General features: G+C 57.8%; 28 protein-coding genes. 13 read left to right on the plus strand and 15 right to left on the minus strand.

Annotated elements, in window-relative coordinates; translation table 11 throughout:
- The first annotated feature begins 3 nt into the window (after positions 1-3).
- Both CKALI_RS07670 and arsC read left to right on the plus strand, forming a co-directional pair.
- On the plus strand, positions 4-537 hold the full coding sequence (locus CKALI_RS07670; RefSeq protein WP_156192732.1) for a DUF402 domain-containing protein: 534 nt from the start codon (positions 4-6) through the stop codon (positions 535-537).
- Positions 538-548: 11 nt separating this feature from the next.
- The gene (gene arsC, locus CKALI_RS07675; protein WP_156192733.1) at positions 549-893 is read left to right on the plus strand and encodes an arsenate reductase (glutaredoxin); all 345 of its coding nucleotides are present in this window, start codon (positions 549-551) and stop codon (positions 891-893) included.
- 288 nt (positions 894-1,181) lie between these two features.
- Here the strand turns inward: arsC and CKALI_RS07680 are convergent, their stop codons facing one another.
- The 9 genes from CKALI_RS07680 to CKALI_RS07720 all read right to left on the minus strand — a co-directional run bounded on the left by CKALI_RS07680 (position 1,182) and on the right by CKALI_RS07720 (position 10,615).
- A complete protein-coding gene (locus CKALI_RS07680) occupies positions 1,182-2,858 on the minus strand; it encodes a dipeptide ABC transporter ATP-binding protein (RefSeq protein WP_156192734.1) in 1,677 nt (558 codons plus the stop codon).
- 12 nt (positions 2,859-2,870) lie between these two features.
- The gene (locus CKALI_RS07685) at positions 2,871-3,833 is read right to left on the minus strand and encodes an ABC transporter permease (protein ID WP_156192735.1); all 963 of its coding nucleotides are present in this window, start codon (positions 3,831-3,833) and stop codon (positions 2,871-2,873) included.
- Positions 3,826-4,752, minus strand: a complete 927-nt coding sequence (locus CKALI_RS07690; RefSeq protein WP_156192736.1) for an ABC transporter permease — start codon at positions 4,750-4,752, stop codon at positions 3,826-3,828. Before CKALI_RS07690 ends, CKALI_RS07685 begins: the two co-directional genes overlap by 8 nt.
- 121 nt (positions 4,753-4,873) lie before the next feature.
- On the minus strand, positions 4,874-6,454 hold the full coding sequence (locus CKALI_RS07695; protein WP_156192737.1) for a peptide ABC transporter substrate-binding protein: 1,581 nt from the start codon (positions 6,452-6,454) through the stop codon (positions 4,874-4,876).
- Positions 6,455-6,799: 345 nt separating this feature from the next.
- The gene (locus CKALI_RS07700; RefSeq protein WP_156192738.1) at positions 6,800-7,294 is read right to left on the minus strand and encodes a nucleoside/nucleotide kinase family protein; all 495 of its coding nucleotides are present in this window, start codon (positions 7,292-7,294) and stop codon (positions 6,800-6,802) included.
- Positions 7,291-8,046, minus strand: a complete 756-nt coding sequence (locus CKALI_RS07705; RefSeq protein ID WP_156192739.1) for an energy-coupling factor transporter transmembrane component T family protein — start codon at positions 8,044-8,046, stop codon at positions 7,291-7,293. Before CKALI_RS07705 ends, CKALI_RS07700 begins: the two co-directional genes overlap by 4 nt.
- Positions 8,043-9,524: an ABC transporter ATP-binding protein gene (locus tag CKALI_RS07710; protein ID WP_156192740.1), complete on the minus strand. Its 1,482-nt coding sequence runs from the start codon at positions 9,522-9,524 to the stop codon at positions 8,043-8,045. The genes CKALI_RS07705 and CKALI_RS07710 overlap by 4 nt, the downstream gene beginning before the upstream one ends.
- Positions 9,525-10,109: an ECF transporter S component gene (locus CKALI_RS07715; RefSeq protein WP_156192741.1), complete on the minus strand. Its 585-nt coding sequence runs from the start codon at positions 10,107-10,109 to the stop codon at positions 9,525-9,527.
- Positions 10,110-10,219: 110 nt separating this feature from the next.
- Positions 10,220-10,615 (minus strand): DUF2218 domain-containing protein, encoded by a 396-nt coding sequence (locus CKALI_RS07720; RefSeq protein ID WP_156192742.1) that lies wholly within the window; start codon positions 10,613-10,615, stop codon positions 10,220-10,222.
- A 71-nt stretch (positions 10,616-10,686) separates the two neighbouring features.
- Between CKALI_RS07720 and CKALI_RS07725 the strand changes: the two genes are divergently transcribed.
- Together CKALI_RS07725 and CKALI_RS07730 are read left to right on the plus strand one after the other, a co-directional pair.
- Positions 10,687-11,586 (plus strand): patatin-like phospholipase family protein, encoded by a 900-nt coding sequence (locus tag CKALI_RS07725; protein WP_156192743.1) that lies wholly within the window; start codon positions 10,687-10,689, stop codon positions 11,584-11,586.
- A gap of 43 nt (positions 11,587-11,629) precedes the next feature.
- Positions 11,630-12,544 (plus strand): DUF808 domain-containing protein, encoded by a 915-nt coding sequence (locus CKALI_RS07730; RefSeq protein ID WP_156192744.1) that lies wholly within the window; start codon positions 11,630-11,632, stop codon positions 12,542-12,544.
- 24 nt (positions 12,545-12,568) lie between these two features.
- On the opposite strand, the gene zupT is transcribed toward CKALI_RS07730, so the two are convergent.
- Positions 12,569-13,357: a zinc transporter ZupT gene (gene zupT / locus CKALI_RS07735; RefSeq protein WP_407643767.1), complete on the minus strand. Its 789-nt coding sequence runs from the start codon at positions 13,355-13,357 to the stop codon at positions 12,569-12,571.
- Positions 13,358-13,426: 69 nt separating this feature from the next.
- Positions 13,427-14,116, minus strand: coding sequence for a DUF1963 domain-containing protein (locus CKALI_RS07740; RefSeq protein ID WP_156192746.1), 690 nt, complete (start codon positions 14,114-14,116; stop codon positions 13,427-13,429).
- On the opposite strand from CKALI_RS07740, the gene CKALI_RS07745 reads away from it, so the two are divergent.
- Positions 14,108-14,248 (plus strand): hypothetical protein, encoded by a 141-nt coding sequence (locus tag CKALI_RS07745; RefSeq protein ID WP_156192748.1) that lies wholly within the window; start codon positions 14,108-14,110, stop codon positions 14,246-14,248. The two genes, CKALI_RS07740 and CKALI_RS07745, sit on opposite strands and share 9 nt — an antisense overlap.
- On the opposite strand, the gene CKALI_RS07750 is transcribed toward CKALI_RS07745, so the two are convergent.
- Positions 14,245-14,661 carry a hypothetical protein gene (locus tag CKALI_RS07750; protein ID WP_156192750.1) on the minus strand — a complete coding sequence of 139 codons (417 nt, stop codon included), beginning with the start codon at positions 14,659-14,661 and terminating at the stop codon, positions 14,245-14,247. The genes CKALI_RS07745 and CKALI_RS07750 overlap by 4 nt on opposite strands.
- Before the next feature lie 99 nt (positions 14,662-14,760).
- On the opposite strand from CKALI_RS07750, the gene CKALI_RS07755 reads away from it, so the two are divergent.
- The 3 genes from CKALI_RS07755 (at position 14,761) to CKALI_RS07765 (ending at position 16,399) form a co-directional block, all read left to right on the plus strand.
- Positions 14,761-15,114 carry a hypothetical protein gene (locus CKALI_RS07755; RefSeq protein ID WP_156192752.1) on the plus strand — a complete coding sequence of 118 codons (354 nt, stop codon included), beginning with the start codon at positions 14,761-14,763 and terminating at the stop codon, positions 15,112-15,114.
- Positions 15,115-15,228: 114 nt separating this feature from the next.
- On the plus strand, positions 15,229-15,789 hold the full coding sequence (locus tag CKALI_RS07760; RefSeq protein ID WP_156192753.1) for a hypothetical protein: 561 nt from the start codon (positions 15,229-15,231) through the stop codon (positions 15,787-15,789).
- A gap of 196 nt (positions 15,790-15,985) precedes the next feature.
- Positions 15,986-16,399, plus strand: coding sequence for a hypothetical protein (locus CKALI_RS07765; protein ID WP_156192755.1), 414 nt, complete (start codon positions 15,986-15,988; stop codon positions 16,397-16,399).
- Here CKALI_RS07765 and ychF read toward each other — a convergent pair.
- Entirely contained in the window at positions 16,396-17,481 is a 1,086-nt protein-coding gene (gene ychF, locus CKALI_RS07770) for a redox-regulated ATPase YchF (protein ID WP_156192757.1), read from the minus strand. The genes CKALI_RS07765 and ychF overlap by 4 nt on opposite strands.
- A gap of 104 nt (positions 17,482-17,585) precedes the next feature.
- Between ychF and CKALI_RS07775 the strand changes: the two genes are divergently transcribed.
- The 3 genes from CKALI_RS07775 (at position 17,586) to CKALI_RS07785 (ending at position 21,009) form a co-directional block, all read left to right on the plus strand.
- Positions 17,586-18,983 (plus strand): AI-2E family transporter, encoded by a 1,398-nt coding sequence (locus tag CKALI_RS07775; protein WP_156192759.1) that lies wholly within the window; start codon positions 17,586-17,588, stop codon positions 18,981-18,983.
- Between the two features lie 34 nt (positions 18,984-19,017).
- On the plus strand, positions 19,018-20,136 hold the full coding sequence (locus CKALI_RS07780) for a DNA recombination protein RmuC (RefSeq protein WP_156192761.1): 1,119 nt from the start codon (positions 19,018-19,020) through the stop codon (positions 20,134-20,136).
- A 69-nt stretch (positions 20,137-20,205) separates the two neighbouring features.
- Positions 20,206-21,009 carry a DUF6542 domain-containing protein gene (locus CKALI_RS07785; RefSeq protein ID WP_156192763.1) on the plus strand — a complete coding sequence of 268 codons (804 nt, stop codon included), beginning with the start codon at positions 20,206-20,208 and terminating at the stop codon, positions 21,007-21,009.
- Here CKALI_RS07785 and CKALI_RS07790 read toward each other — a convergent pair.
- On the minus strand, positions 21,006-21,968 hold the full coding sequence (locus CKALI_RS07790) for a 4-hydroxy-3-methylbut-2-enyl diphosphate reductase (protein WP_156192765.1): 963 nt from the start codon (positions 21,966-21,968) through the stop codon (positions 21,006-21,008). The two genes, CKALI_RS07785 and CKALI_RS07790, sit on opposite strands and share 4 nt — an antisense overlap.
- An 83-nt stretch (positions 21,969-22,051) precedes the next feature.
- On the opposite strand from CKALI_RS07790, the gene xseA reads away from it, so the two are divergent.
- Positions 22,052-23,290, plus strand: coding sequence for an exodeoxyribonuclease VII large subunit (xseA, locus tag CKALI_RS07795; RefSeq protein WP_156192766.1), 1,239 nt, complete (start codon positions 22,052-22,054; stop codon positions 23,288-23,290).
- Positions 23,291-23,304: 14 nt separating this feature from the next.
- Positions 23,305-23,553 carry an exodeoxyribonuclease VII small subunit gene (locus tag CKALI_RS07800; RefSeq protein ID WP_156192767.1) on the plus strand — a complete coding sequence of 83 codons (249 nt, stop codon included), beginning with the start codon at positions 23,305-23,307 and terminating at the stop codon, positions 23,551-23,553.
- Here the strand turns inward: CKALI_RS07800 and CKALI_RS07805 are convergent.
- Positions 23,550-24,125 carry a DUF4245 domain-containing protein gene (locus tag CKALI_RS07805; RefSeq protein ID WP_156192768.1) on the minus strand — a complete coding sequence of 192 codons (576 nt, stop codon included), beginning with the start codon at positions 24,123-24,125 and terminating at the stop codon, positions 23,550-23,552. The genes CKALI_RS07800 and CKALI_RS07805 overlap by 4 nt on opposite strands.
- Positions 24,126-24,228 lie beyond the last annotated feature (103 nt).

The raw sequence follows: 24,228 nt of genomic DNA on the forward strand, positions 1-24,228 counted from the left end.
GACATGACTGACCTACACCCAGTGAAGAAGGAAACCTTCGACGTGTCCGCTTTGAAGAACACGGATCCGAAGGGTTTCCTCCGCGAAGTCGACACCTTTCACACCACTGACTTTGGCCTGTACATGGCACGTGGCGCTAATCACCCTGAGTTCGGATATTTGGAGAGCTGGCTGCTTCCGACGCTGAGCCTCCGCGTCAACCGCTTCCATTACCGTGACGGTTTTGAACGCGATCAGGATTACTACTTTGACGTCGCCGCCATCACCGAGGACGAGGGAGTCTGGACCACCCGCGACTTCTATGTAGACCTCATTTCAGTCACTGGCGAGCCAGTAGAAGTGGTTGATATTGACGAGCTCGCCGCCGCAACCTCGGCTGGCATTATCACCGCCGAGGAAGCTGAAAAGGCCATCGAAACCACCTTGGTGGCGGTAGACGGGATAACCCGCAACGGCGACGATGCCATGGCATGGCTTAACGCTAAGGGAATGCCTCTCACCTGGTCAGACGAGATCGAACTCACCCCGGTCGGCTAACATCGACGGACATGAAAGCCGTCATTTATCACAACGCCCGCTGCTCTAAGTCCCGCCAAGCGTGTTCCTATCTTGCTGAAAAGGGCGTCGAAGCTCAGGTTATTAAGTACCTAGAGAATCCGCCCAGCGTTACCGAACTGCGCGAGCTGCTGAGCACGGCAGGTGTCACCCCGCATGAGGCGATTCGTACAAACGAAGCCGAATATTCCGAGTTAGGGCTCTCCCCTGACACCCCCGCAGAAGAATTGCTCGCTGCCATGGTCGCTCACCCACGACTGATCCAGCGGCCCATCGTGGTCACTGACAAGGGCGTAGTCATCGCTCGCCCCACTGAGTTGATTGACCGCATTTTGTAGGCTGCGGTTTGGAGTTAATTCGGGGAAAGTGCTCCCCATGAGATTGATACAACGATCGAATCGTGAGACGCAACCAACTAGTGGGTAAACCTGCGCGGCCAGAGTAAATTTACCCATCAATCCGAGCAGCCAACCAACCAAATAGTGGGTAAACCTGCGCATCTGAAAGAGGTTTACCCACCCAACTCGTCAGCCCTTTCCCCACTTTGAGTCACCGGCCAGCCGGCTCCTCCGTTCGAGCAAAAGATCCCCTGCGGCAATGCCACAGGGGATCAATCGCACCCAGAACTACAAAGTCGTGCCAACTCCCAGCTCGACGCCAAGACCAGGCACGGAGTCGATGAGGTTGCGCGTGTAATCTTCGCGCGGGTTGGCAAAGATTTCGTCTGCGGTACCGAATTCCACCAGTTTGCCTTGGCGCATGACGGCGACATCATCGGCAGTCTGTCGCACCACTGCGAGGTCATGGGTAATGAACAGATAGCTCAGTCCCAAATCCTCTTGCAGACCCGACAACAGCTTGAGGATCTGATTCTGTACCAACACGTCGAGTGCAGACACCGCCTCATCCAAGACGATAACCTCGGGGTTCAGCGCCAGAGCACGGGCAACGGCGATGCGTTGGCGCTGACCACCGGACAGCTCGTTCGGGTAGCGACGCATAGTGGAACGTGGCATGGACACCATGTCCAGAAGCTCCGCAACCCGCTGCTCTCGTTCCTTGCGGCTGCCCACCTTGTGCACCAGTAGAGGTTCCTCGATGCAACGGTAGATGGAATACATCGGGTCCAAGGAGCCATACGGATTCTGGAACACGACCTGCAGCTTGCGACGCATGTCGAACAACTCCCGACCTCGCAGCGTCGATAGGTCGGTCCCCTTGTAATACACCTTGCCAGAGGTCGGGTCGATGAGGTTGAGGATCATGTTGGCCACCGTGGACTTACCGGATCCTGATTCGCCCACCAGCGCCAGGGTGGTGCCCTTGCGCAGGTCGAACGTAACGTCATCAACCGCAAGCAGCTCCTTCTTATCGCCCTTGGCGCCGCGTACGTCGAATTCGCGAGTCAAATTCTCTACGCGAATCACAACTTCATCCGTGGATGCCTTTGGAGCCAGCAACTCAGCAGATTCCAGCCCTTGTTCCTGGGCCGCACGAATTCGCGCGGACGCAAGAGATGGAGCAGCCTTCACCAGACGCTTGGTGTAAGGGTGCTGCGGGTCTCGGAGGATTTGCAGCGATGGACCCGACTCGACGATGCGGCCGCGGTGCATCACCACGAGGTGCTCAGCGCGCTCGGCAGCAAGCCCGAGATCGTGGGTGATGAACAGTACGGCGGTGCCGTGTTCCTTAGTCAGGCTGTCCAGGTGGTCGAGGATGCGCTTTTGCACCGTCACGTCCAACGCAGACGTTGGTTCGTCCGCAATGAGCAGCTTCGGACGCGCTGCCATACCGATTGCGATAAGCGCACGTTGGCGCATACCACCGGAGAATTCGTGGGGGTATTGCTTTGCGCGGCGCTCGGCGTCGGGAAGCCCTGCTTCCTCGAGCAACTGGGTGACGCGCTCGTCCATCTCAGAGCCCGGAACTACGTTGTTTGCCTTAAGAGCTTCCTTGACTTGCGTGCCGATCTTCCACACTGGATTCAGGTTCGACATCGGGTCCTGTGGCACCAGACCAATCTCAGAACCGCGGTACTTCTCCATCTGCTTGGACGACAGCGTCGAAATGTCCTCGCCTTCCCAGAGAATCTCGCCACCTGTGACGCGACCGGAGCCTGGGAGCAGCCCGATGATGGACATTGCAGTCGTGGACTTGCCGGAGCCGGACTCGCCTACGATCGCGACGGACTGCCCTGGGTAGATGCTGAGGTTGACGCCTCGGACCGCATCCACCACGCCGGTGGAAGAGGTGAAGGAGATCTGGAGGTCCTTCAGCTCGAGCAATGGGGTTTCTTGATTCATTGTTCTGCTCCCCTACTTCTTGCGGTTCTTCGGATCGAGGGCATCGCGCACGACGTCGCCCATCATGATGAAGCTGAGCACCGTCAGCGCCAAAGCTGAGGCCGGCCAGAACAGCACCATCGGCTCGGTCCGTAGCGAGGTCTGCGCCTTAGAAATGTCGCCACCCCAGGAAACGATGGACGGTGGCAGGCCAATACCGAGGAAGGACAGGGTTGCCTCCGTCACGATGAAGGTGCCCAGCGCTACCGTTGCGTACACGATGATCGGGGCTGCGGCGTTCGGCAGGACGTGGCTGGTGAGGATCTTCCATTTCGAGGCGCCCACAGCGCGGGCGGCGGTGACGAACTCCTCATTCTTCACACTCATCACTGCACCGCGAGTGATGCGGGCGATGTTGGTCCAGCCGAACAGAGCCAGCACTAACACCACAGTGATGACTGTGCGGTGTTCCTTAAACATCTGCATGACCACGATGGCAGCCAGCACCAGTGGAATCGCATAGAAAATGTCGGTCACGCGGGAGAGCAGCGAGTCCAAGAATCCACCGAAGAATCCAGCGAGGGCGCCGATGATGGTGCCGATGAGGACGACAAGCAGGGTTGTGAGCACACCCACGCTTACCGACGCCCGGGCGCCGTAAATCATACGGGAGTAAATGTCACATCCCTGACGGTCGAAGCCAAACGGGTGGCCGGGCTGCGGGGAGCCGAGAGAGTTTCCGAGCTCGCACATCGCGGGATCGGTCGTCGTAAAGAGCTGCGGGACAAGCGCGAGAGCTACGGCGACAAAGATGAGAGCTGCCGAGATCCAGAACAGCGGACGGCGACGCAGCTGGCGCCACGCTTCGCCCCACACCGTGGAAGGAGCGGACTCATCGGCGACGGCATCGACGGCGCCGAGACCAGTCTCGTCCGTTTCCGCAACGAAGTGCTCTTGACCTGGTCGAATAATCTTGTGTGCATCGGCGTTAGGCATAGCGGATCCTTGGGTCAAGAACGGCGTAAATGAGGTCAACGATGAGGTTGGCGACGATGTAGACGATCACCAACACCGTGGTGAAGGACACGACCGTGGCAGGCTCGCCCTTGACGATCGCCTGATAAATCGTGCCACCAACACCGTTGATGCCAAAGATGCCCTCGGTAATAATTGCCCCGCCCATCAGGGAGCCAAGGTCAGCGCCCAGGAAGGTCGCGACTGGAATCAGGGAGTTGCGAAGCACGTGACGGCGGGTGACATCGCCACTGCGCAGTCCCTTTGCTCGAGCAGTGCGAACGTAGTCGGCATTGAGGTTCTCCGAGACGGACTGACGCGTCAGACGCAACACATACGCAAAAGACACCGCGCCCAACACCATGGCCGGCATGAGGAGCGATGTGAAGGTTTCATTTGACCCCACGGTCGGCGGCAGCAGCTGCCACTTCACGCCCACCAGATATTGGAATACGAAACCAATGACGAAGGATGGGACCGCGATGACCAGCAGAGAGAGAACCAGAACCGTGGAATCGAAGATTCCGCCTCGGCGCATACCGGCGATCACGCCGAAGCCAATACCGAGAACTGCCTCAAAGATCAGCGCCATCACGGCAAGTTTGATGGTCACCGGGAAGGCGTGAGCCATCGCTTCGGCAACGGGGCGGCCAGAGAAGGTCGTGCCAAAGTCCAGCATGAAAATGCCCTTGATGTAGAGCAGGTACTGGATCAGGAAGGGCTTGTCGAGGTTGTATTCTGCACGGATCTTGGCGGCTGCGGCCTCGGTAAGGCCTCGGTCACCGCCGAGGGCCTGGACGGGGTCACCAGGCATCAAAAAGACGAGGGCGTAGATGAGGAAGGTGGCTCCGAAGAAGACCGGGATCATCTGGAGCAGCCGTCGCCCGACGTAACGCAACATAGTTGTGATTCCTTGGGTAAGGGGCGGGGTTGAGGTGAGTATTGCTTAACCACTACGAGCCTCAAGCCACGCGTCAGACGCATCGCTTGAGGCTCGCGGAAGTCATCTCAAGAGGTAGATCTTACTTCTTAGTGATGGCGTAGTAGGCAGGAACTTCTTTCCAGGTGAACTTCACGTTGTCCACCTTGGTGCCGTAACCAGCGGTGACGTTGGCGTACCACAGTGGCACGGAAGGCATGTCCTTGAACAGGATCTCCTGTACCTGGTTGTACTTGGCGTTAGCTTCATCGACGGAACCAGCAGCCTGTGCTTCCTTCAGCAGACGATCAACCTCTGGGTTGGAGTAGTCACCATCGTTAGCAGATGCCTTGGTGGTGTACAGCGGGGTGAGGAAGTTATCCAGACCTGGGTAGTCGGCCTGCCAGCCGGTACGGAACGCCGTGGCGATGGTGCGGGTCTTGACGTCATCGCGCATGGACTTGAAATCTGGGTAAGGTGCGCCGACAGCGTTGATGCCCAGAGTGTTCTTGATGGAGTTTGCAGTTGCGTCAACCCATGCCTGGTGGCCACCATCAGAGTTGTAGGCAATGGCAAATTCGCCGGTCCATGGGGAAATAGCGTCAGCCTTGGCCCACAGATCCTTGGCCTTAGCCGGGTCGTACTTCAACACCTCGTTGCCTGGGACGGCCTCAGAGTGCCCGTCAATAACTGGGGAGGTGAAGTCGGTAGCCGGGGTGCGGGTGCCCTGGAAGATCTTGTCAGTGATCTCCTCGCGGTTGATAGCGTGGGAGATAGCTTGACGACGCAACTTGCCTTCTTCACCCGAGAAGTGCTCCAGCTTTTCTGGGATGGTGAAGGACTGGAAGACTGCGGTTGGCTCGTTCACGAAGCGGCCCTGGAGCTCGCTCTGGTACTGAGCGAACGCTGCATCTGGGATGGCATCCAATACGTCGAGGTTGTCGGCGAGCAGGTCGGCGTAGCCAGCGTCAAGCTTCGGGTAGAAGGTGAACTTAACGCCGTCGTTCTTTGCTTCGCGGTCGCCCGCGTAGTTCTCGTTCGGAACGATGGTGATGGAACCGTTGTGCTCCCAGGTCTCCAGCTTGTAAGGGCCGTTGGACACTGGCTTTTCGCCCTGGTTAGACATGTCAGCGAATGCGGAGTCTGGCAGTGGGAAGAAAGCGGAGTAACCGAGGCGCAGCTCGAAGTCAGAGATTGGATATGCGAGCTCGATGGTGAAGGTCTTGTCATCTACGACCTTCAGGCCTTCCATCTCCTTCGCGCCTTCCTGGTAGCCCTTGATTGGCTCGAAGAAGGAGGCGCTCTGCTGGCTGTTTTCCATGGCGTAGTTCCACGCCTTGACAAAGTTCTCGGCCTTTACTGGTGTGCCGTCGGAGAACTTCTGGTCAGCCTTGAGGGTGATTTTGTAGTTGGAGGCGTCGACCTTTTCGATCTTCTCCGCCATCTCATTGTGGACCTTGCCCTCAGTGTCGTAGTAGACGAGGCCTGCGTAGATCATGTCGACTACTCGGCCGCCACCGACTTCGTTAGTGTTTGCAGGCAGCAGTGGGTTTTGTGGCTCGGTGCCGTTGGTCAGGATAATGCCGTCACCAGAACCAGCGGAATCAGAACCGGAACCGCAAGCGGCAAGGCCAAAAGCTACGGCGGCCGCAGAAACGACAGCCAGAGACTTCTTCATAATCATGAACTTCTCCTCCAGGATGAAAGCGACTCCGTGTGGAGCCAATCAGAGTTGGCCGACCCGTTAGCCGGAAACCAGATTCCCACACCATCGACTGTGATGTAGTTCATATCTGTTTACCGAATTAACCTACGCAACACAACTTCTTTACAGAACTTTGCCATAGGCCTCATTTGCTATGCAACATTGATAAATTCACATCGTCGCAAACTATCAACCAGTTAGGGACAGCAGCCGCCCGACACCGCCAGAGCCTTTTAGCCTTTTGCAAGCTTAAAGCTATATTCCGCACAGTTTGCTGGTCAAAACTGAATTTGAAAACTATGCACCAAGTCACTTGAATTATGTTCAACAATCACAGTGAAGAGTCAGGTCTGCAGGAAGTTCCTTATCCAACAACGTCAACTCCTGTTGCGCCCACACATCCCACCAGGCGGCGAATTCAGGATCCCGGCTCAAGGCGCGCTCTTTACGCACGTTCAGTGGACATTCCAGGCGGATAGTAAATACACCACCGCGTCGAGAAGCAGCATTCCAAGATTCCAGTGTGTAAGCCCCGACGCCTTCCACGATGAGGGGTGCAGCTGGATCCAAGGGCACCCACTCCCCTGGCTGATCGGCTCGCCAATCCCAACGCCAAAACCCTGGCGATGTCGGATGCAACACATCCCTTGCCACCATGCGGGCGCCTGCGACGAGCCCGAACCAACCGGGATAGAAGTCATCCAGATGAACCACGCGCCAGCCCAATTCGGCCCCTAGATTGTTAGCCAGGGTTGTTTTCCCAGAACCAGATCGCCCGTCAATCAAAATGGTGCGGGTGCCGGGCGGAATGTCGATCATGCGCCGAGGAATCTGAACTCACCCGCCCATACCGCTATTGCGATCGCCAGGACACCGCACGCGATAGCTACGAGGACAACGACGCCGTCGCGCCACGTCACCGTAGACGGCCGGGCCCAGGTTCGAGGACGATCGCCACCGAAGCCTCGCGCTTCCATCGCTGTGGCGAGTTTGGTCCCGCGCCTGATCGCGAGCACCAGCAGCGAAAAAGCCATCCCTAGCGCACTACGAATCCGCCCCTCGTCAGCCACGCCACGCGCCCGGCGCGCTCGGGCAAGTGCTGCCCAGTCGCGTTGAAACAACGTCATGAGCCGCACCCCGGCGACGCTGCCGATCACGAAGCGTTCTGGGAACTTGGCCACCTGCGCCAGCCCATCACCCATTTCAGTTGGGTCTATGCCGCGGGTCAAAACGATCACTGGAAGGGCCACTGCCAGAATGCGCAGCATAATCGCGAGCGCCAAGGCCAAGGAATTGTCGGTTACATGGGCGAAGGCAAAGCTAAAGTATTCGCGTCCTTCAGACCTGCCGTACAAGGCCATCGATGCCCCGGCCACGGGAGTGACCATGAGAATCGGAATAGAGCGCCGAATCAACTGACTCCAACGAAGCCCACACAGCGGGGAGAAGATGAGGATCAGCACCAACGCCACGGTCGCGGACACCCAATCGACGCTGAGCAGGAGCGGCGTCGTGAAGGCGATGAGCGCCACGATGCGCGTCACCGGATTAATGCCCTGCAGCACGTTCACGGCAACACCTCGATCGAATGGTCGCCGAGTAGGGCGCCGAACAGTTCGTCATGGGTGATCGCGGCTACCGCAGTCCCCTGCGTACACAACTCACGGAGCAGCTGCGTGAGATCGAGGAAAGTGCGTCGATCTTGCCCAAAGGTCGGCTCATCCAGAATGAGCACATCGGGCGTCGTGCTCAGCGCTGTAGCCACCGACAGTCGTCGCTTTTGCCCGCCCGACAACGTGAATGGATTCGCCGCAGCCAGGTGCGCGAGGCCGAGCCGTTCCAGCAACTCCATCGCCCGCTGCTTATCGACGTCCCCCGCCTCCGGCAACGTCGACCACGGCCACCGGCGCCGACCTCCAGCTGCGAAGACTCTGGGGGCCATCAGCATTTCATCCACGACGGTAGAAGACAGGAATTGATGCTCGGGGTCTTGAAAGACGAAACCGATCCTGCGCGCCAGATCCGCGGATTTCCAGGCGTGCGGATGACCTGGGTGTCGCGGGACGATGACCTGCCCAGACAGTGGCTTGAGGAGGCCCGCCATGGTCAATGCCAGGGTTGTTTTACCTGCGCCATTTTGCCCCGTGATGACAGTTCCTGCTCCCTGTGGCAGTTGGACGTTTCGTGGCGACCCGATGGGTGTGGACCATCCGCTGACCAACTCTTTGGTAAGCAGCGCTGGATCGGTGAGAGAATGTGTGCGCTTTTCGGGCGTGATCCTCATGTCTTCAGGAAGCATTGCCTCGGGGATCCAAATGCCACGCTGGGCCAACGCGGCGCCGTGGCGGATGAGGAGATCGGAGATGGGGGCGTCGTGAAGCAGCTCGCCGGAGGAGGAAAGCACGAGGCCGCGGTCGACGAGGTCCACCCACGTGTCCACGCGATGCTCGACCACGATGAGTGTCGCTCCGGTACGAGTGACTACCTGGTCAATGGCAGCAGTGACCTCCTGAACGCCGACTGGGTCAAGGTTGGCAGTGGGCTCATCGAGCACGATCACGCGAGCGCCCATCGCAATGATCCCTGCCAGTGCCAGGCGCTGTTTCTGCCCTCCGGACAGCCGTTCAGTGGGGTGATCCAACGGCAGATCCAAGCCGACCATGTCCAAAGCCTCGGGGACCCGCCGCCAAATCTCCTCGCGACTCAAACCTAAGTTTTCGCAGCCAAACGCCACATCGTCGCCGACTTTGGAGGCAATGACCTGTGAATCTGGGTCTTGCAGCACCATGCCGACCAAACCACGAAAGGTTGCAAGGTCACGTACGTCCTTGCCGTCGACAGTTAGCGTGCCTTGAAAATCGCCCTCGTCTTCCCCGCCGAGAACCCCCGCGATTCCGCTCAGCAACGTAGATTTGCCAGCCCCCGATTCACCGAGCAGGAGGATCTTCTCTCCTGCCTCAATCCGGAAGGTGATGTCATGCAACGCAGGCTTCACCCGACTGGCGTGCCCCCAGCCAAACCCGCGCGCTTCGACGATAGCGCCGGTCATTTATACCAAGTTGCGTTGCTGCCGGCCGGCGGCGAAACGATCGAGCGCACCGGTGGCAGCTAGTGCACGCGTCAAGACGAAGCCGACCACGCCAGCCAGGATTGCGCCGGAGATAGTGAGAGCGCCTAAATAGATCAAGTTGAAAGTGGCTCCCTTGGCTAGGTTGCCGAAGGCGATCAGCTCAATGATGAAAGCTCCCCAAGCGGCGCCGATGCCTGCAGAAATGGAGTTGATCAACCCGTAGTGTTTGTAAGCGAAAATCGCGAAGATGAGCTCTGCGCCAAGGCCTTGCGCAACACCCGAATACAGGGTCTCAATGCCCCACTGGTTACCCATCAATGCAGAGACGATCGCTGCAAGGACCTCGACGAACAGCGCTGCACCAGGCTTGCGGATGATCAAGCCACCCAGGACACCGCCCAGCAGCCACACCCCGGTGGCAACGCCACCGAAACCTGGGGTGAGCGCATTCATCGCCTCATACCAGGCGTAACCAACTGAGTTCCACACAAAGAAGATGAGGCCACAGGCCACACCAAGAACTACTGCAACAAGAATGTCGACTACGCGCCATGACTTCATCATGTTTTTCTCCCTCTCGCCGGCATTACCCGGATCAGGTGCTACGGTTCGCGCCCAAGGCGCATCTCAGCCTGGCCAATTGTCAAAGCCAAGCACCCGCGGTGTACGAGGTCTTATCCTAGCAACTCTTCTTGAGCGGTTTGGGTGCTGCCCTCTTCGCCATTGCCGCGTCGCCATGAAACTGTCAGTCCATCTTTGGCACCAAAGCGAACCAAATGTGATCCGACAACCTGCTCGAATCGCGGTATAAGGGCTTCGGGCCCCTCCACGTGAATCAAGAGCATCGCTTCCGCGGTTACCAGGCTGACATTGACGCGGCCGTCAAAAGCGCGCTTCGGGTTTTCTGCCCCGGCTCCTTCACCAATGAAACTAAAGGCGCCACGCCCTTCGTCGGCGCTCCAATGCCCCTCTGTGTGGGCACCGAAGTGTGAAACCAGCTGTTTCGCGTATCGCGCTGGACGCTCAGTTGCTACTCGCGCCGTGGAGTTTCCGAATGCTTCACCTGTCATGCCCACACAGTCTAGTGGCCTAGCTCACTCACATAGCAACAGGGTGTGTAGCACTTTGTATCGTGGAAGCCATGGCACAACATTTTCCCCATGTCGCCCTTGTCATTGAAGGCGGAGGCACCCGCAATTCGTACACTGCCGCAGTTCTAGACAAGTTCTTAGCCGAAGGAATTAGTTTCGGCTGGGTAGGTGGTATTTCCGCCGGTAGTTCCCACACCGTGAATTTCCTATCGGGGTCCCGCAAGAGCGTCCGGGAAGCATTCGTCGAGGTGCCTGCCGCGCGAGAAGCCGGTGGCTGGGGCTCCTTCCTTCGTGGACGGGGGTACTTTAACGCCGAGTACATTTATGAAACGTCGACCGCAGTAGGCCAGCCCTTTGCCGTCGACTTCGACGCTATCGTCGCCAATCCCACACCGTTTCGAATTGGCGCCGTCCGGGCGGACACCGGCGAGATGGTCTACTGGGGACGCGAAGATTTAACCGACTTGGCTGACTTCACCCGGCGTGTGCGCGCATCCTCCACCATGCCGCTCATCATGCCGATGCCGCTTATCGACGGCGTACGCTACGTCGACGGAGCCCTGGGGCCCACCGGCGGTATCCCGATCGACGCAGCAAAAAAGGACGGCTTCACTACTTTCTTGGTGTTGCTGTCCCGCCCACGGGAATACACGAAACCCCCGACGAGCCGACCTGCAGTAGTGCGGCAGCTTTTCCGCCAGTATCCGGCTGTAGCGGAGGCAGTGATCCGAAGGCCGGACCGATATAACCGAACACGCGAAGAGCTGCTCACGCTGGAAAAATCGGGCAGCGCCTATGTCTTTTTCCCAGAAAACCTTACGGTGGGTAATCGGGAACGCAATCTGGCCCGGTTGCAGGCATCTTTTGCCGCTGGCCAGGCTCAAATGGAAGGAGATTGGCCAAACATTATGGGCTTTTTGGAGGCGACGAACACCACTTTGCCGGGGTAAGCTGTGGGCTTGTTAACTTTCCCTGAACCGAAAGGGCTTTTACATGGCCGGCGGACTTGCTGCTCTACTCGACGATGTTGCTGCCATTGCCAAGGTAGCCGCAGCCAACGCTGACGATGTCGCGGCGGCAGCCGCAAAGACCAGCGCGAAGGCTGCGGGCGTGGTGGTCGACGATGCTGCGGTGACCCCACAGTACGTCGGTGGAGTGACCCCAGCTCGCGAGATTCCAATTATCTGGCGGATCGCCAAGGGCTCGCTCATCAATAAGCTGGTGTTTATTCTTCCGGTGGCCCTGGCATTAAGTGTGTGGGCGCCGTGGGCGCTCACACCGATTCTGATGCTCGGCGGCTCGTTCCTCTGTTTTGAGGGCATGGAGAAGGTCATCGAGAAGTTTTCGGGCGAGGAGCAAACTCCCGAAGAAATCGTGGACAAAGAGCCTCAGGACGAGAACAAGCTGGTCCGCAGTGCGATTACCACTGACCTCATCCTGTCTGCGGAGATCATGGTGATTTCCCTCAACGCGGTGACTCATCTCAGCTTCCCGATGCGCACCGCCGTCCTCATCGTTGTCGCCATCGGCATCACGTTGCTGGTGTATGGCGCCGTTGGTTTGCTGGTGAAGATGGATGACATTGGCCTGCACATGGCAAGTAAGAACAATCCTGCTTCTCAGAGGACCGGCCGAGCCCTCGTCGACGCGATGCCGAAGGTGTTGGCGGTTATCGCTGTGGTCGGTACCTTCGCCATGCTCTGGGTTGGTGGACACATCGTCATGGTCGGCCTCGCTGAGATCGGCTGGCCGGTTATCTACGACTTTGTCCACCACCTCGAAACCATGGTTCCTGCGGGCTTCCTCGCCTGGTGCGTCAACACTTTCTTTTCACTGATCCTCGGCGCAGTGTGGGGCGGCATTATCGCTGGAATTATCCACTTCACGCCACTGAAGCGCTCCCACTAGGCCTGCGGGGCTCCCCCGCATCGCTTAGGCGATTTCCAAAGACAGCGCCATCACAGCCATGCCAATGAGCAGCCCATAAATGGCGGCGTGGTGCTTCCCCGTGGCCACCGCCGTGGGTAAAAGCTCATCGAGTGAGATGAACACCATGATGCCTGCTACCGCTCCGAACGCGATACCGAGAGTCACAGGCCCAAGGAACGGCAGCAGTACGAGAAAACCAACGAGCGCGCCAAGCGGTTCAGCTAATCCCGTCAGCGCGGCCCACATAAATCCCTTTTTGCGAGAACCAGTGGCCTGCCAGATAGGGATGGCCACGGAAATGCCTTCAGGGATGTTGTGGATCGCGATGGCAATGGCTACCGGAAGCGCGATCTCCAAAGATTCCATCCCCGACAGGAACGTTGCAAAGCCCTCGGGAAAGTTGTGAATACCAATGGCCAGCGCCATCAACACACCCATTTTGCGCAGCTTCGCAGTCTGCACGGAATCCTCGTCGTGAGTTTCATGCGGGTTCACTGCTTCTGGCACCAAACGGTCAATGATCCCAATGATCAGCACACCTAGGAAGAACGCAGTGACCCCGCCCGCTTGCCCCAGCCGGTCCCCATACTTCTCGACGAGATTGTCCTGCGCCAACGGAAGGATTTCCAAGAAGGACACCCACAACATCACACCAGCGGAAAACCCCAGCGCTGTGGCAAGAAACAAGTCCGATGGTTGCTTCTTTTTCAACACAACAAGACCGCCGATGGCCGTCGATAAGCCTGCGGCAAGTGTCAACGCGAATGCGAGGATCAATTGGCTGGTCATGATGAGAGTTAATGAAACCAGATCGCGATTAGTGAGGGCAAATCACACGACACAGAAACCGGGGCTTCCGGTCTAGTACGGTTGCCGAATCTCCGCGCGCAGGTTGCTAAAGTTGCCCGCTGCGAGATCTTCCGGTGTGATGAACAGCTGCAGTACTTCGCCCTCCAGCCAGTACGCTTCCTCGCTAAACAGCGTCAGCAGGGGTACGGTACCTGCTGGATTCGGCTCGCCAGCGGGCCATGGATAGCCAAACAGGTATTGGTAAGAATGCTGGTTTTCGCAGATCTCGCTGTAGGTGTCTTCCTCTTCCGATGCCTCAGCCCACGGCCAATCCTCGCATTGCGCTGAGTCTTCCGGCAGATCCATCCCGTACTCGAACCGCACTGGGATCGAACCACTCAGATCACCTTCGATGGTGTCTGCGGTGGTAAATAGGGTGGCAACTAACGGGTACTGCCCCGTTTCTTGATCCGATTCCGTCGGAGTGAAAAGTCGGAGTACCCCGGCGCGCGGCATCGCGTGGCGCTCGTGGATTTCCACCGGGAGTTCCGAGAAATCGATTTGGCCGAGAAAGACGGCTCGTTCGCCAAAGCTCGGCCACTGCTCACCTGCGGCCAAATCTGGCGCACCGCCGAGCCGCGAAGTGCCAAGCGGAGAAGCGTCTTCCCACATGCTCACCAGCGGGAGTTCGTTGCGGAGTGCGAACTCCGCGATGTCATCACCAAGGGCCGACCGAAGGGCCTCAATTGCGTAGTGCTGCATACCACCAAGCTTATCGACGATCCGGTGTCGCTGCCGTGGGAAACAGATCCTGCCCTAAAGACTCAATACAACCAGCATCAGGGCGCCCGGGATGCCGTCTACTCTGTTTTGGGTCGCAGCCTCGAAGGCTAACCCGTCGCACGCCCGCCCATTCCGGACGCTGACAATAGTGGCGCCATCGCAAGAATCATCAACACACTTCCGAGCCGATTCTTGAGGAAGTCTTCCGTAAGTGTTGCTGTTGGCCAGCCGAATCCCAAGGGGATGAGGCATCCAAAGAATGCCAAGCTGGTAATAACCGCGGGTTTGCGCAGCTTCTCTTGCCAGAGCAAGCCGATGGCAATGAACGCTTCGATAGCTGCCATGGCGACCGTCAGTACTCGGATGTGTGGCATCACGAAGGACCGCCATAGCTGATCGACGGGTGGAACTGCAGTTTCACCGAAAGCTGCATAGCCCTCCGGCTGGGTCTGCCCGTAGTACAGGTGGATTGCTACGCCGGCGGCGAAGATAGCGCCGAATCCCCAGCGCACCAAGGTTTTCATGACATCTATCCTACGCTTCGGCGAGCGAACTAACCTCCCCCGTTATAGGCTAGCTCCACACGCCAACTAAACAATGATGGGATTGAAGCTATGGGTTTCTTGGATAAACTCGGTTTTGGCAAAAAGGCACCGGTCGAAGCAGTAATCGATCCGATGGCAATGATGCAGGAGCATGTACACCCAGCTCTCTTGTCCGTTCTCGGAAACGTTGTTGACAACGAGGATTCTGACACCGTTACCGGCCTCATTCGCCTTGATGAGGCGATGCGTATTACCGGTGTTGACCGCCTCGTCCGCAACGACGCTCCGGCTGCTGTCGAACCGAGTGCCATCCAGGAGGCTAACGAACACCTGGCTCCACTGGCTCAGCTCCCTGAGCAGCAGCGATTCAATGGCATCGACTTTTCCTTCAACGCCGGCGCCGTGGAAATGAACCTCAACTACCCGGACTAATCCGATAACAGTTCTATTGCAGATCTGGCGAAGCCTCAGACTTCGTCCTGCTAATCGTTTGATTGATAGGTAGTTTCAAGGTAACTAACTGCCTAGTCATATTTTGGAGGAACAATGCGCCGTATTGCCCTAGCAGCGATGAGCACTGTCGCTATTTTGACTTTGAGCGGTTGCGCTCTGTCATCAGTTGTCGACGCAGTAGCCAAGAAGGACGAGACGACGACCAGCTCCGAGGCTGCTCCTCCAACCACAAGTTCTTCCTCAAAGAGCACGTCCACGAAGAGCTCATCTACGAAGTCTTCCACTTCAAGGACTTCTTCCACCAAGAGCTCCACCACCCGGACCAGTGAGAAGGAAATCACCGGCTCCATTCCTCCAGAGCAGCGAGACATCATCATGGATGCACTGGAACCACTCGTTTTGGCTCACGTCACTGATCCAGTGGCAGACACAATGTCCGGAAAGATCCGCTTCGACAGGGAGATGAAGCCAACATCCTTCACCCTGTTCAAGCTCAATGGAAAGGCCATCACCGTAGATGCTGCGGCAAAGGCCGAGTCGGAGAAGGTATTCGAGAAGCTTGCTGGGACTCCTAAGGAAAAGCAATTCACGGAACTCGAGTTCAATTTCGCCAACGAGCGAATTGAAGCCACAGCGCTGTACCCGAACCGTTAGTGCTCGGGGGTTGGCTAATCTTTGTTGAGCTAACCCCCGCAACAATTAAGAACACCAAGAATCTTTCCTGGATACACTGGGTATTAAGAACAACCCAACCCTAGGAGATAGTGTGTTTCCCCGGCCTCGAGCCACTGCGCTTGCCCTAGCAAGCGTGTTGTGTCTCAGCGCATGTGATGTCAACTTTTCAATCGGCATGAGTTCAACGCAGGTGGCGACCCCGACAGCCCGCCCGACGAAGGTTTCTCCTTCACTTTCACCGCCAACAACAACCCAAGAGGTCACCGCCGGAATACCGCCCGCGCTTGAGCCATTATTCGAAGACGGCGGCAGCGAGTTACTAATGGCTGTCATGATCGACGGAACTGAAACCGTGGACATGAAGCTGATTTTCGACGATTCGATGCGGATCGCGTCGGTAGAGAAACTGACAGTCAATGGCGTCGATACGCAAGTACCGCCGGAGTCCATCGAGCTCGCAAATCAGGCTTTTTCCCAGATTGCTACGCACCCAGAAGGCAGGCTCTTCAAGGATATGAAGCTAAAATGTGTGGACGGAAAGGTGAATTATCTCGCCACATTTGCTGATGGCCAGGGATCGAAGACCTAGCCACCGATCTTGAAGTCGCAGACGTCGCCATCTTTCATGACGTAGTCCTTGCCCTCCATGCGCATCTTGCCCTGTGCTTTTGCTTCAGCCATAGATCCAACGGCATCGAGATCATCGAAGGAGACGATTTCCGCCTTAATGAACTTCTTTTCAAAGTCGGTGTGGATGACACCCGCTGCCTGCGGAGCAAGCGAACCCTTCTTGATGGTCCAAGCTCGAGATTCCTTCGGTCCTGCCGTGAGGTAGGTTTGCAGGCCGAGGGTGGCAAAGCCGGCCTTGGCTAGGGAGTGCAAACCAGGCTCATGCTGGCCGACGGACTCCAACAGCTCGGCAGCTTCTTCCTCGTCAAGCTCGAGCAACTCAGTTTCGGTCTTGGCATCCAGGAACACGCAGTCAGCCGGGGCCACCAAAGCGCGGAGCTCGTCCTTACGGGCATCGTCGGTGAGAACAGCCTCGTCGGAGTTGAATACGTACAAGAACGGCTTCGCGGTCATCAAGTGCAGGTCACGAACCAGGGCGAGATCAAGCTCCCCGTTCTTAGCTGCAGAGAACAAGGTGCGGTCGTCTTCGAGGATTTCTTGTGCCTTTTTGGTAGCTGCAACATTGTCAGCCAGCGACTTGTCCTTCTTGGCTTCCTTCTCCAGGCGAGGCAGTGCTTTTTCGATGGTCTGAAGGTCAGCGAGGATCAACTCGGTGTTGATCACGGAAATGTCTTCAGAAGGGTCGACTCGGCCATCGACGTGAATCACGTCATCATCAGCAAATGCGCGTACGACCTGGCAGATGGCGTCCGCCTCGCGAATATTTGCAAGGAAGGCATTACCCATACCCTCGCCCTTCGAAGCGCCCTTCACGATGCCGGCGATATCCACGAAAGACACCGTGGCCGGCAAGATGCGCTCAGAACCGAAAATCTCGGCCAGACGCTGCAGGCGTGGATCCGGCAGTTCAACCAGGCCAACGTTTGGCTCGATCGTGGCGAACGGGTAGTTCGCAGCTAGCACATCGTTGCGGGTAAGGGCGTTAAAAAGGGTGGACTTGCCAACATTGGGCAGACCGACGATTCCAAGAGTAAGGCTCACGGGTGTCAATCCTATCAACTGACGAGGTAGCCGGGAGCTACAGCCGTGTGCAAATCCGCTAGAGTTTCGTGTGAAGCCGTCCCACGCGAACAAAGGAGTCTCAGGTGAGCGAATCGCAGCTCAGCCCCACTGAGGATTCGACGTGGACTTTTGAGGAGCTCGCGGCCGAGTCTCACATCGATCGCTCCCTTGTGATCGCGGAGGGCCTCCGGGAGTTTGCCAGCTGGTGTCTTCGCTTATTGATCATCGCTGCAGCCACCTATGTCGTCTGGTTCATCGGCAAGCAGGTATGGCAAGGTCTGCTCCCAGTGGCGCTTGCCATCATCGTCTCCTCCGTATTGTGGGCGCCCACTAAGCAGCTTCGCCGAATGGGCCTGCCACCTGGAATCGCAGCGCTAGTAACCGTTCTTTCCACACTTGCGGTTTTCGGCGCCATCATCGCAGCGATGGCACCGAGCATCGGTCGACAGTCTCAGACTCTGTACCTTCAGACCTACGAAATGTTGCTGCAAGCACAGCTGACTTTGCAAGGCCCGCCCTTTAACTTGGACTACGAGGACCTCAATGACTTGTTCTCCAATGCTGTGACCTGGTTGCAAGACCAGTCGGGCAAGATTGCGACCGAGGTGTTTTCGGGACTGGGAACCATGTCTGTGGTCGTCGTCACGCTGGGTGTGGTGTTAGTGCTCACCTTTTTCTTCCTCAAGGACGGTGACCGTTTCCTACCGTGGCTTCGCGGAATCACCGGCGAGCGCGCGGGCTTGCACCTCACCGAGCTGCTCTCGCGGATGTGGCAAACGTTGTCGGGCTTCATTCGCGCCCAGGCGGCGGTGTCGCTTGTCGACGCCGTCTTCATCGGAACTGGGTTGCTCATTATTGGCGTCCCGATGGCGCTCGCCCTTGCGACCCTCACCTTCTTTGCCGGCTTCATCCCTATCGTCGGAGCCTTTGTTGCTGGCGCACTCGCCGTGCTCATCGCCTTGGTCTCCCTGGGCGTAACCAAGGCACTCATCGTGCTTGTGCTCGTAGTAGCTGTGCAGCAATTGGAAGGCAACGTCTTGTCACCAATGTTGCAGTCCAAGGCAATGAACCTACATCCCGTGATCGTGCTTGTTTCTGTCACCATTGGCGGCAGTCTCTTCGGAATCATGGGCGCTTTCTTGGCGGTTCCAGTCGCAGCAATGATCGCAGTCTTCTTCCGATACCTCAATGACATCATCGCACTACGGGCCGGGGAGAAGACTACGGACGAGATCGAATTCGCCACACAAGACCAGGAAATGCAGGTCAAGTGGACGGAAGAGTTCGGTCGACTGTTCCGAGATTCCGGACTGCAGCGCATGCTGCCTCAGCGACAGTCCGAATCCAAAGCTGATGCGCGGCCAGTCAAGGATGAACTGGTGGAGGAAACCGCCGAGCGCGACACGGAATCACTACTGAACAAGGCCGCGACACCACTGAAGAAATTAGCACAAACGTTCCCCAAATTGGGTGGAAAATAGCTGAGCTGTCCTTCCCATGTGCCATGGTGGATGCATGGCACAACCGCTCACACTTTTCCTCTTTCTTGCCTGCGGGTTAGCACTGGGCTACGCGCTTGGCTGGTCACGACGTGGCTCAACTAACGGCGATTCACCCGCACAACGCGAGCTACTCACTGCCACCCTCCGGCAGGAGAACGCCGAACAAGCCCTTCGGTCCAGTGAATTGGTGCGCAACCAAGTTTCCGAAACCCTCACCCCTCTAGAGCGCGCCGTGGGCCAGCTCAGTGGCCATGTGCGGGACATGGAACTTGAGCGAGCGGAAACCTTCGCACAGCTCTCGGCTCAGGTACAAGCGATGAGCCGGACCTCAATGATGCTTTCGGATCGCACCGACAAGCTCGTCACTGCTCTCCGCGCGCCCCAAGTGCGCGGCAGATGGGGCGAAATGCAACTCGAGCGAGTAGTCGAACTATCCGGCATGGTCAAACATTGTGATTTTGAAACCCAGGTCACTGCAGGTTCGCTGCGACCGGACATGATCATCCGATTAACCGACGGACGCAACATTGTGGTGGACGCAAAAGCCCCGTTTCTCGCCTACCTCGATGCTTTGGAAACCACGGACCCAGAGGAACACCAGGCGCATCTGCGCCGCCATGCTAACCACCTGCGCACCCACGTTAATCAATTGTCAGCGAAAGACTATCTTCGTCACTTCCAGCCGACACCGGAGTTCATCGTTTTATTCGTCCCGGCTGACCCTTTCCTTGATGCAGCATTGGGCACCGATAGCGAGCTCCTCGAATACGCCTTTTCTAAAAACGTCGTGCTGGCCACTCCTACCACCTTGATGGCCTTACTGCGCACTGTGGGCTTAGGGTGGCAACACTCATCATTGAGCGAAAAAGCCACCGAAATTCAACAGCTCGGTAGCGAGCTCTATCAGCGTCTCGGCACGATGAGCGACCACCTTGGCAGACTAGGCGCCTCCCTGGACAAAGCCGTGCTGAGTTTCAATTCGACGATGGCTTCTTTGGAGTCCCGCGTGTTCGTCACTGCCCGGAAACTCCACGAGCTGGATGCCCTCCCAGGACACTCGGACAGCCCGACCGAACTACCCGTTATAGACACCCGGACTCGCCAGCCGCGATTGTTTCCCAACCAAGAGTGACATGAACGGCAGCAACTGACCGGTGTTGTGTTCGCACTTCTGGCCCGGATATCGGTAACATGATTCATCGTGCCGAAGCCAACCACGACGACGAACCGCCCCCGCAGAGCTGCTCACAACGCAAGTTCCCGAGGGTTGTCATTGTGGACGGCTTTTTCCATCAATGTCGCGGCGCTCATCACTGGCCTTCTCCTCAGCATCAGCTTCGGTGAAATTAACTGGATTTTTGCGTTGTGCTTTGGCTTGGCAGCCCTCATCACCACCCTCACTGTGCGATTGAGTGGCCTGTTCATCACTGTGGCATCTCAACCATTTCTTTTCGGGCTATTTGTCCCAATCACGGCGTGGTTCATTGCCCGTTCAAATCTTTCCGGTGGCGCTGATCAGTGGTCAAAAACCATGATCCTTTCTGCGCTGTACCCACTCGCGCAGTTCTTCCCGGCTCTCGCCGCGATTACTGCCGTGGCAATCGCGATCGCTGTGTGGCGCTGGCGGGGTGCGAAAAAGCGCTATCTCAATGACCTGCAGCTCCTTGAGCGTCAACGCAAGAGCGAGGCCCGGAGCGAGCGTCAAAATCGACAAACGGCCACGCGGGTACGCCAGATTTCTCGTCGCCCCCGTCGACGCGAGGATTCCGAAGGTGAGCGTATTCCGTTCACCGAGCTGATCAAGGACGTCAACTCGCGCGCTGACCAGCGCCGGGCAGAACGAGGACAACAGCGACCAACCCAGCGCATGACCCCACGCACACCGGGGGCCGACCGAGACCGCAGTGCCCGACGTCCGGGCGTCGAAAAGCCGGCTCCCTCCCGGGCAGTAAAACCCGAGCAGAAGCCGGCTCGCCGTTCGCTCAGTGACGACCTCTACAGCTAGCGCTGTGCCCGGTTGCCTGGACGCAGATCACGCGGCAACGAGAACACGATCTTTTCGGCAGCGGTAACCACTTCTTCCACATCGGTAAAGCCAAAGCCTTCGAGCTTCTCGAGCACATCACGCACGAGGATTTCCGGCACGGAAGCGCCCGAGGTGATACCGATCGTGGAAACGCCCTCCAGCCATTCATCCTCCACCTGAGATGCGAAATCAACAAGGTAGGATGCCTGCGCACCGTTTTGCAGCGCGACCTCGACAAGACGCTTGGAGTTCGAGGAGTTCTGCGAACCGACCACAATAACCAGGTCGCACTGTGGCGCGATGGCCTTCACGGCCACCTGGCGGTTTTGGGTGGCGTAGCAAATATCGTCACTTGGTGGGTCGATGAGGTTCGGGAACTTGGCCTTCAGCAGCGTCACGATTTCCATGGTCTCGTCCACCGACAACGTGGTCTGGGACAGCCACACCAGCTTCTCGTCCAAACCAAACTCGAGCTTCTCGACGCCAGCAACACCGTCAACGAGGTGCACTACGTCCGGCGCCTCGCCCGCGGTACCTTCGACCTCTTCGTGGCCTTCGTGCCCAATGAGCAGAATCTGGAAGCCATCGCGGGCAAATCGCTTGACCTCGTTATGCACCTTAGTCACCAGCGGACAGGTGGCATCCAGCGTGTTGAGGTTCAGCTGACGAGCCTCCTCATGCACAGCTGGGCTCACGCCGTGGGCGGAGAACACCAGGTGTGCGCCTTCTGGAACTTCGGTGGTTTCATCTACGAAAATTGCACCGCGTTCCGCCAAAGTATCCACAACATAGCGATTGTGCACAATCTCCTTGCGGACGTAAACAGGGGCTCCGTATTTATCCAGCGCACGCTCGACAGTTTCTACTGCGCGGTCCACGCCGGCGCAGTAGCCACGAGGGGCTGCAAGTAATACTTTCTTCGTCAGGGTTTGCGTCATGGTGCCTAGCGTACCCAGACAGTCTCACAAACGCCTAAGATTGCAGTTTGTATTGATCCGGCGACCACATGTGAAGGGGGCTCATGAGCGCGGCAACGACGCCCGACAATCCATGGCCAGTACGCGAAGTGAACGCGAAAGTTAAGTCGTGGATCGAAAAGCTCGGGCACATTTGGGTCGAGGGCCAGCTCACCCAGGTTAATGTCAAGCCGACGTGGAAGTTGTCGTACCTGACTTTGCGTGACCCGGAGGCTGAAGCCAGCGTCCAGATCACTTGCCCGACCTCGCTCATCCAGGCCTTCCCCACTCAGCTCAAAGACGGTGACCGAGTGGTGGTTTATGGCAAACCCGCGTTCTACGCGGGCCGAGGCTCCTTCTCGTTGTGGGTGACGGATATCCGCGCTGTGGGTGTGGGCGAGCTCCTGGCCCGCATCGAACGCCTGCGCGCCCAGCTGGCATCAGAAGGGCTTTTCGATGTCTCTCGCAAGAAACCTCTCCCCTTCCTTCCTAACAAGATTGGCCTCATCACCGGCCGAGGGTCGGCCGCGGAACGCGACGTGCTGGCGGTTGCTGAGGGCCGATGGCCGGAGGTGCGGTTCGAGGTCATCAACACGGCGGTGCAAGGAGCGAGTGCAGTTACCGAGATCATCGCTGCTCTGGAACAGCTCGATGCAAACCCTGAGGTTGACGTCATTATCATCGCCCGTGGTGGTGGTTCGGTAGAGGACTTGTTGCCGTTCTCCGAAGAGGCACTGCAGCGCGCCGTCGCAGCAGCGAGCACCCCTGTGGTTTCTGCCATCGGCCACGAGCCCGATAATCCTGTGCTGGACAACGTGGCGGATCTCCGCGCAGCGACCCCTACGGACGCCGCCAAGCGGGTCGTGCCTGATGTCGCCGCGGAACGAGCACTCATTTCGGAACTGCGCAGTCGCTCTCGCGCTGCACTACGAGGCTGGGTAGAGCGGGAACAGCGTGGGCTTGCCCAATTGCGCAGCCGACCGGTGCTCGCCAATCCATACTCGCCAATTCAGCAACGATCCGAGGAGTTGCAGCGAGCGCTCAAATACATGCGCCGAGAGATCCAAATGCTGCTGAGCGCAGCGAAAGCAGAATCGATGGCGTTACGCGCACAAATCAGCACGCTAGGGCCTGCGGCAACTCTCGCTCGGGGATACGCAGTGGTCCAGGTGGTACCACGCGATGGCTCAGCACCGGCAGTTGTGACCACCGTGGAGCAATCGCCTCCTGGTAGCCAGCTAAGGATCCGCGTCGGCGACGGCTCAATCACCGCAGCTGCCATGGGCAACCAGAAATTAAACTAGTAAAGGACTTTGAAGTGAACTCAGACATCATTGGCTCCGGCCAGGCCGGCGACAACGCTTTCCCACCGGTAGACGCCCTCAGCTACGAAACGGCCCGCGATGAACTCGTGGAGATTGTGAAGATCCTCGAACTGGGGCAGATGGGACTAGACGAGTCCCTCAAATACTGGGAGCGGGGCGAAGCTCTAGCAAAACGCTGCGAACAGCACCTTGCAGGAGCTGCGCAGCGCGTCGAAGATGCCCTTGGGCGCGCCGACGCCTAGTTCGACTTGCCCGGAAGCGGTGTCGCTTGCAGGGTGTTTCGGGCAATCTGCTCAAATTCGGCAGCCCCTGCAGTGCCGGAGAATACCAGGCGAACATCGCCGAGATCCGTCGCCCAGACATCACGCACGTTGTTGTCTGCGGAGGTGTAGACCTCAAATTGCTGGCCGTCTACCTCCACAGGCTGCTGTTGGGTGCGCCCGTGCTCATCGACGTCCTGCACTGCTTTGTCCAGTGGCTGATCAGTTTGGGTGAGCTGCACATATGCGCCTTCTTTAGTCACCCAACCCAGCACTGTAGCTGGCTGACGATTCACCGTGGTCCGGCGCGCAGAGTTGGTGACCCAACCCTCGGGGTTCGCAGGTAGTCGCACCGGGAAGTTCATGGCCTTAGCCTCCATGCTCAGGATCTGCTGCGCATCGACTTCCTTGACCGGTCCATTTTCTGGAGCTCCGGGGTTAAAACTACACATGCCGGTGAATGCCACCGTAGGGATCATCAACCCCACTACGAGGAGCAGGGACAATATGATGTCACGCGAGTCCTGAAAAATACGAGGTTTCTTGTCAGCCACGCAACACAGTATGTCAGATCCCTAACCGCAGACGCGCACTATGTCTACCCCAACGCACGTGATCCTTGACTCCCCTCTTTAGGTGGTGAAAAGCAAACACAAA

Origin of the sequence: Corynebacterium kalinowskii (assembly GCF_009734385.1) — a bacterium.
GTDB lineage: Bacteria > Actinomycetota > Actinomycetes > Mycobacteriales > Mycobacteriaceae > Corynebacterium > Corynebacterium kalinowskii.

What these genes read in the sequence shown, in the direction of transcription:
- CKALI_RS07670 (WP_156192732.1), top strand. Translation starts at nt 4, where the DNA reads ATGACTGACCTACACCCAGTGAAGAAGGAAACCTTCGACGTGTCCGCT.
- arsC (WP_156192733.1), top strand. Translation starts at nt 549, where the DNA reads ATGAAAGCCGTCATTTATCACAACGCCCGCTGCTCTAAGTCCCGCCAA.
- CKALI_RS07680 (WP_156192734.1), bottom strand. Translation starts at nt 2,858, where the DNA reads ATGAATCAAGAAACCCCATTGCTCGAGCTGAAGGACCTCCAGATCTCC.
- CKALI_RS07685 (WP_156192735.1), bottom strand. Translation starts at nt 3,833, where the DNA reads ATGCCTAACGCCGATGCACACAAGATTATTCGACCAGGTCAAGAGCAC.
- CKALI_RS07690 (WP_156192736.1), bottom strand. Translation starts at nt 4,752, where the DNA reads ATGTTGCGTTACGTCGGGCGACGGCTGCTCCAGATGATCCCGGTCTTC.
- CKALI_RS07695 (WP_156192737.1), bottom strand. Translation starts at nt 6,454, where the DNA reads ATGATTATGAAGAAGTCTCTGGCTGTCGTTTCTGCGGCCGCCGTAGCT.
- CKALI_RS07700 (WP_156192738.1), bottom strand. Translation starts at nt 7,294, where the DNA reads ATGATCGACATTCCGCCCGGCACCCGCACCATTTTGATTGACGGGCGA.
- CKALI_RS07710 (WP_156192740.1), bottom strand. Translation starts at nt 9,524, where the DNA reads ATGACCGGCGCTATCGTCGAAGCGCGCGGGTTTGGCTGGGGGCACGCC.
- CKALI_RS07715 (WP_156192741.1), bottom strand. Translation starts at nt 10,109, where the DNA reads ATGATGAAGTCATGGCGCGTAGTCGACATTCTTGTTGCAGTAGTTCTT.
- CKALI_RS07720 (WP_156192742.1), bottom strand. Translation starts at nt 10,615, where the DNA reads ATGACAGGTGAAGCATTCGGAAACTCCACGGCGCGAGTAGCAACTGAG.
- CKALI_RS07725 (WP_156192743.1), top strand. Translation starts at nt 10,687, where the DNA reads ATGGCACAACATTTTCCCCATGTCGCCCTTGTCATTGAAGGCGGAGGC.
- CKALI_RS07730 (WP_156192744.1), top strand. Translation starts at nt 11,630, where the DNA reads ATGGCCGGCGGACTTGCTGCTCTACTCGACGATGTTGCTGCCATTGCC.
- CKALI_RS07740 (WP_156192746.1), bottom strand. Translation starts at nt 14,116, where the DNA reads ATGCAGCACTACGCAATTGAGGCCCTTCGGTCGGCCCTTGGTGATGAC.
- CKALI_RS07750 (WP_156192750.1), bottom strand. Translation starts at nt 14,661, where the DNA reads ATGAAAACCTTGGTGCGCTGGGGATTCGGCGCTATCTTCGCCGCCGGC.
- CKALI_RS07760 (WP_156192753.1), top strand. Translation starts at nt 15,229, where the DNA reads ATGCGCCGTATTGCCCTAGCAGCGATGAGCACTGTCGCTATTTTGACT.
- CKALI_RS07765 (WP_156192755.1), top strand. Translation starts at nt 15,986, where the DNA reads ATGAGTTCAACGCAGGTGGCGACCCCGACAGCCCGCCCGACGAAGGTT.
- CKALI_RS07780 (WP_156192761.1), top strand. Translation starts at nt 19,018, where the DNA reads ATGGCACAACCGCTCACACTTTTCCTCTTTCTTGCCTGCGGGTTAGCA.
- CKALI_RS07790 (WP_156192765.1), bottom strand. Translation starts at nt 21,968, where the DNA reads ATGACGCAAACCCTGACGAAGAAAGTATTACTTGCAGCCCCTCGTGGC.
- xseA (WP_156192766.1), top strand. Translation starts at nt 22,052, where the DNA reads ATGAGCGCGGCAACGACGCCCGACAATCCATGGCCAGTACGCGAAGTG.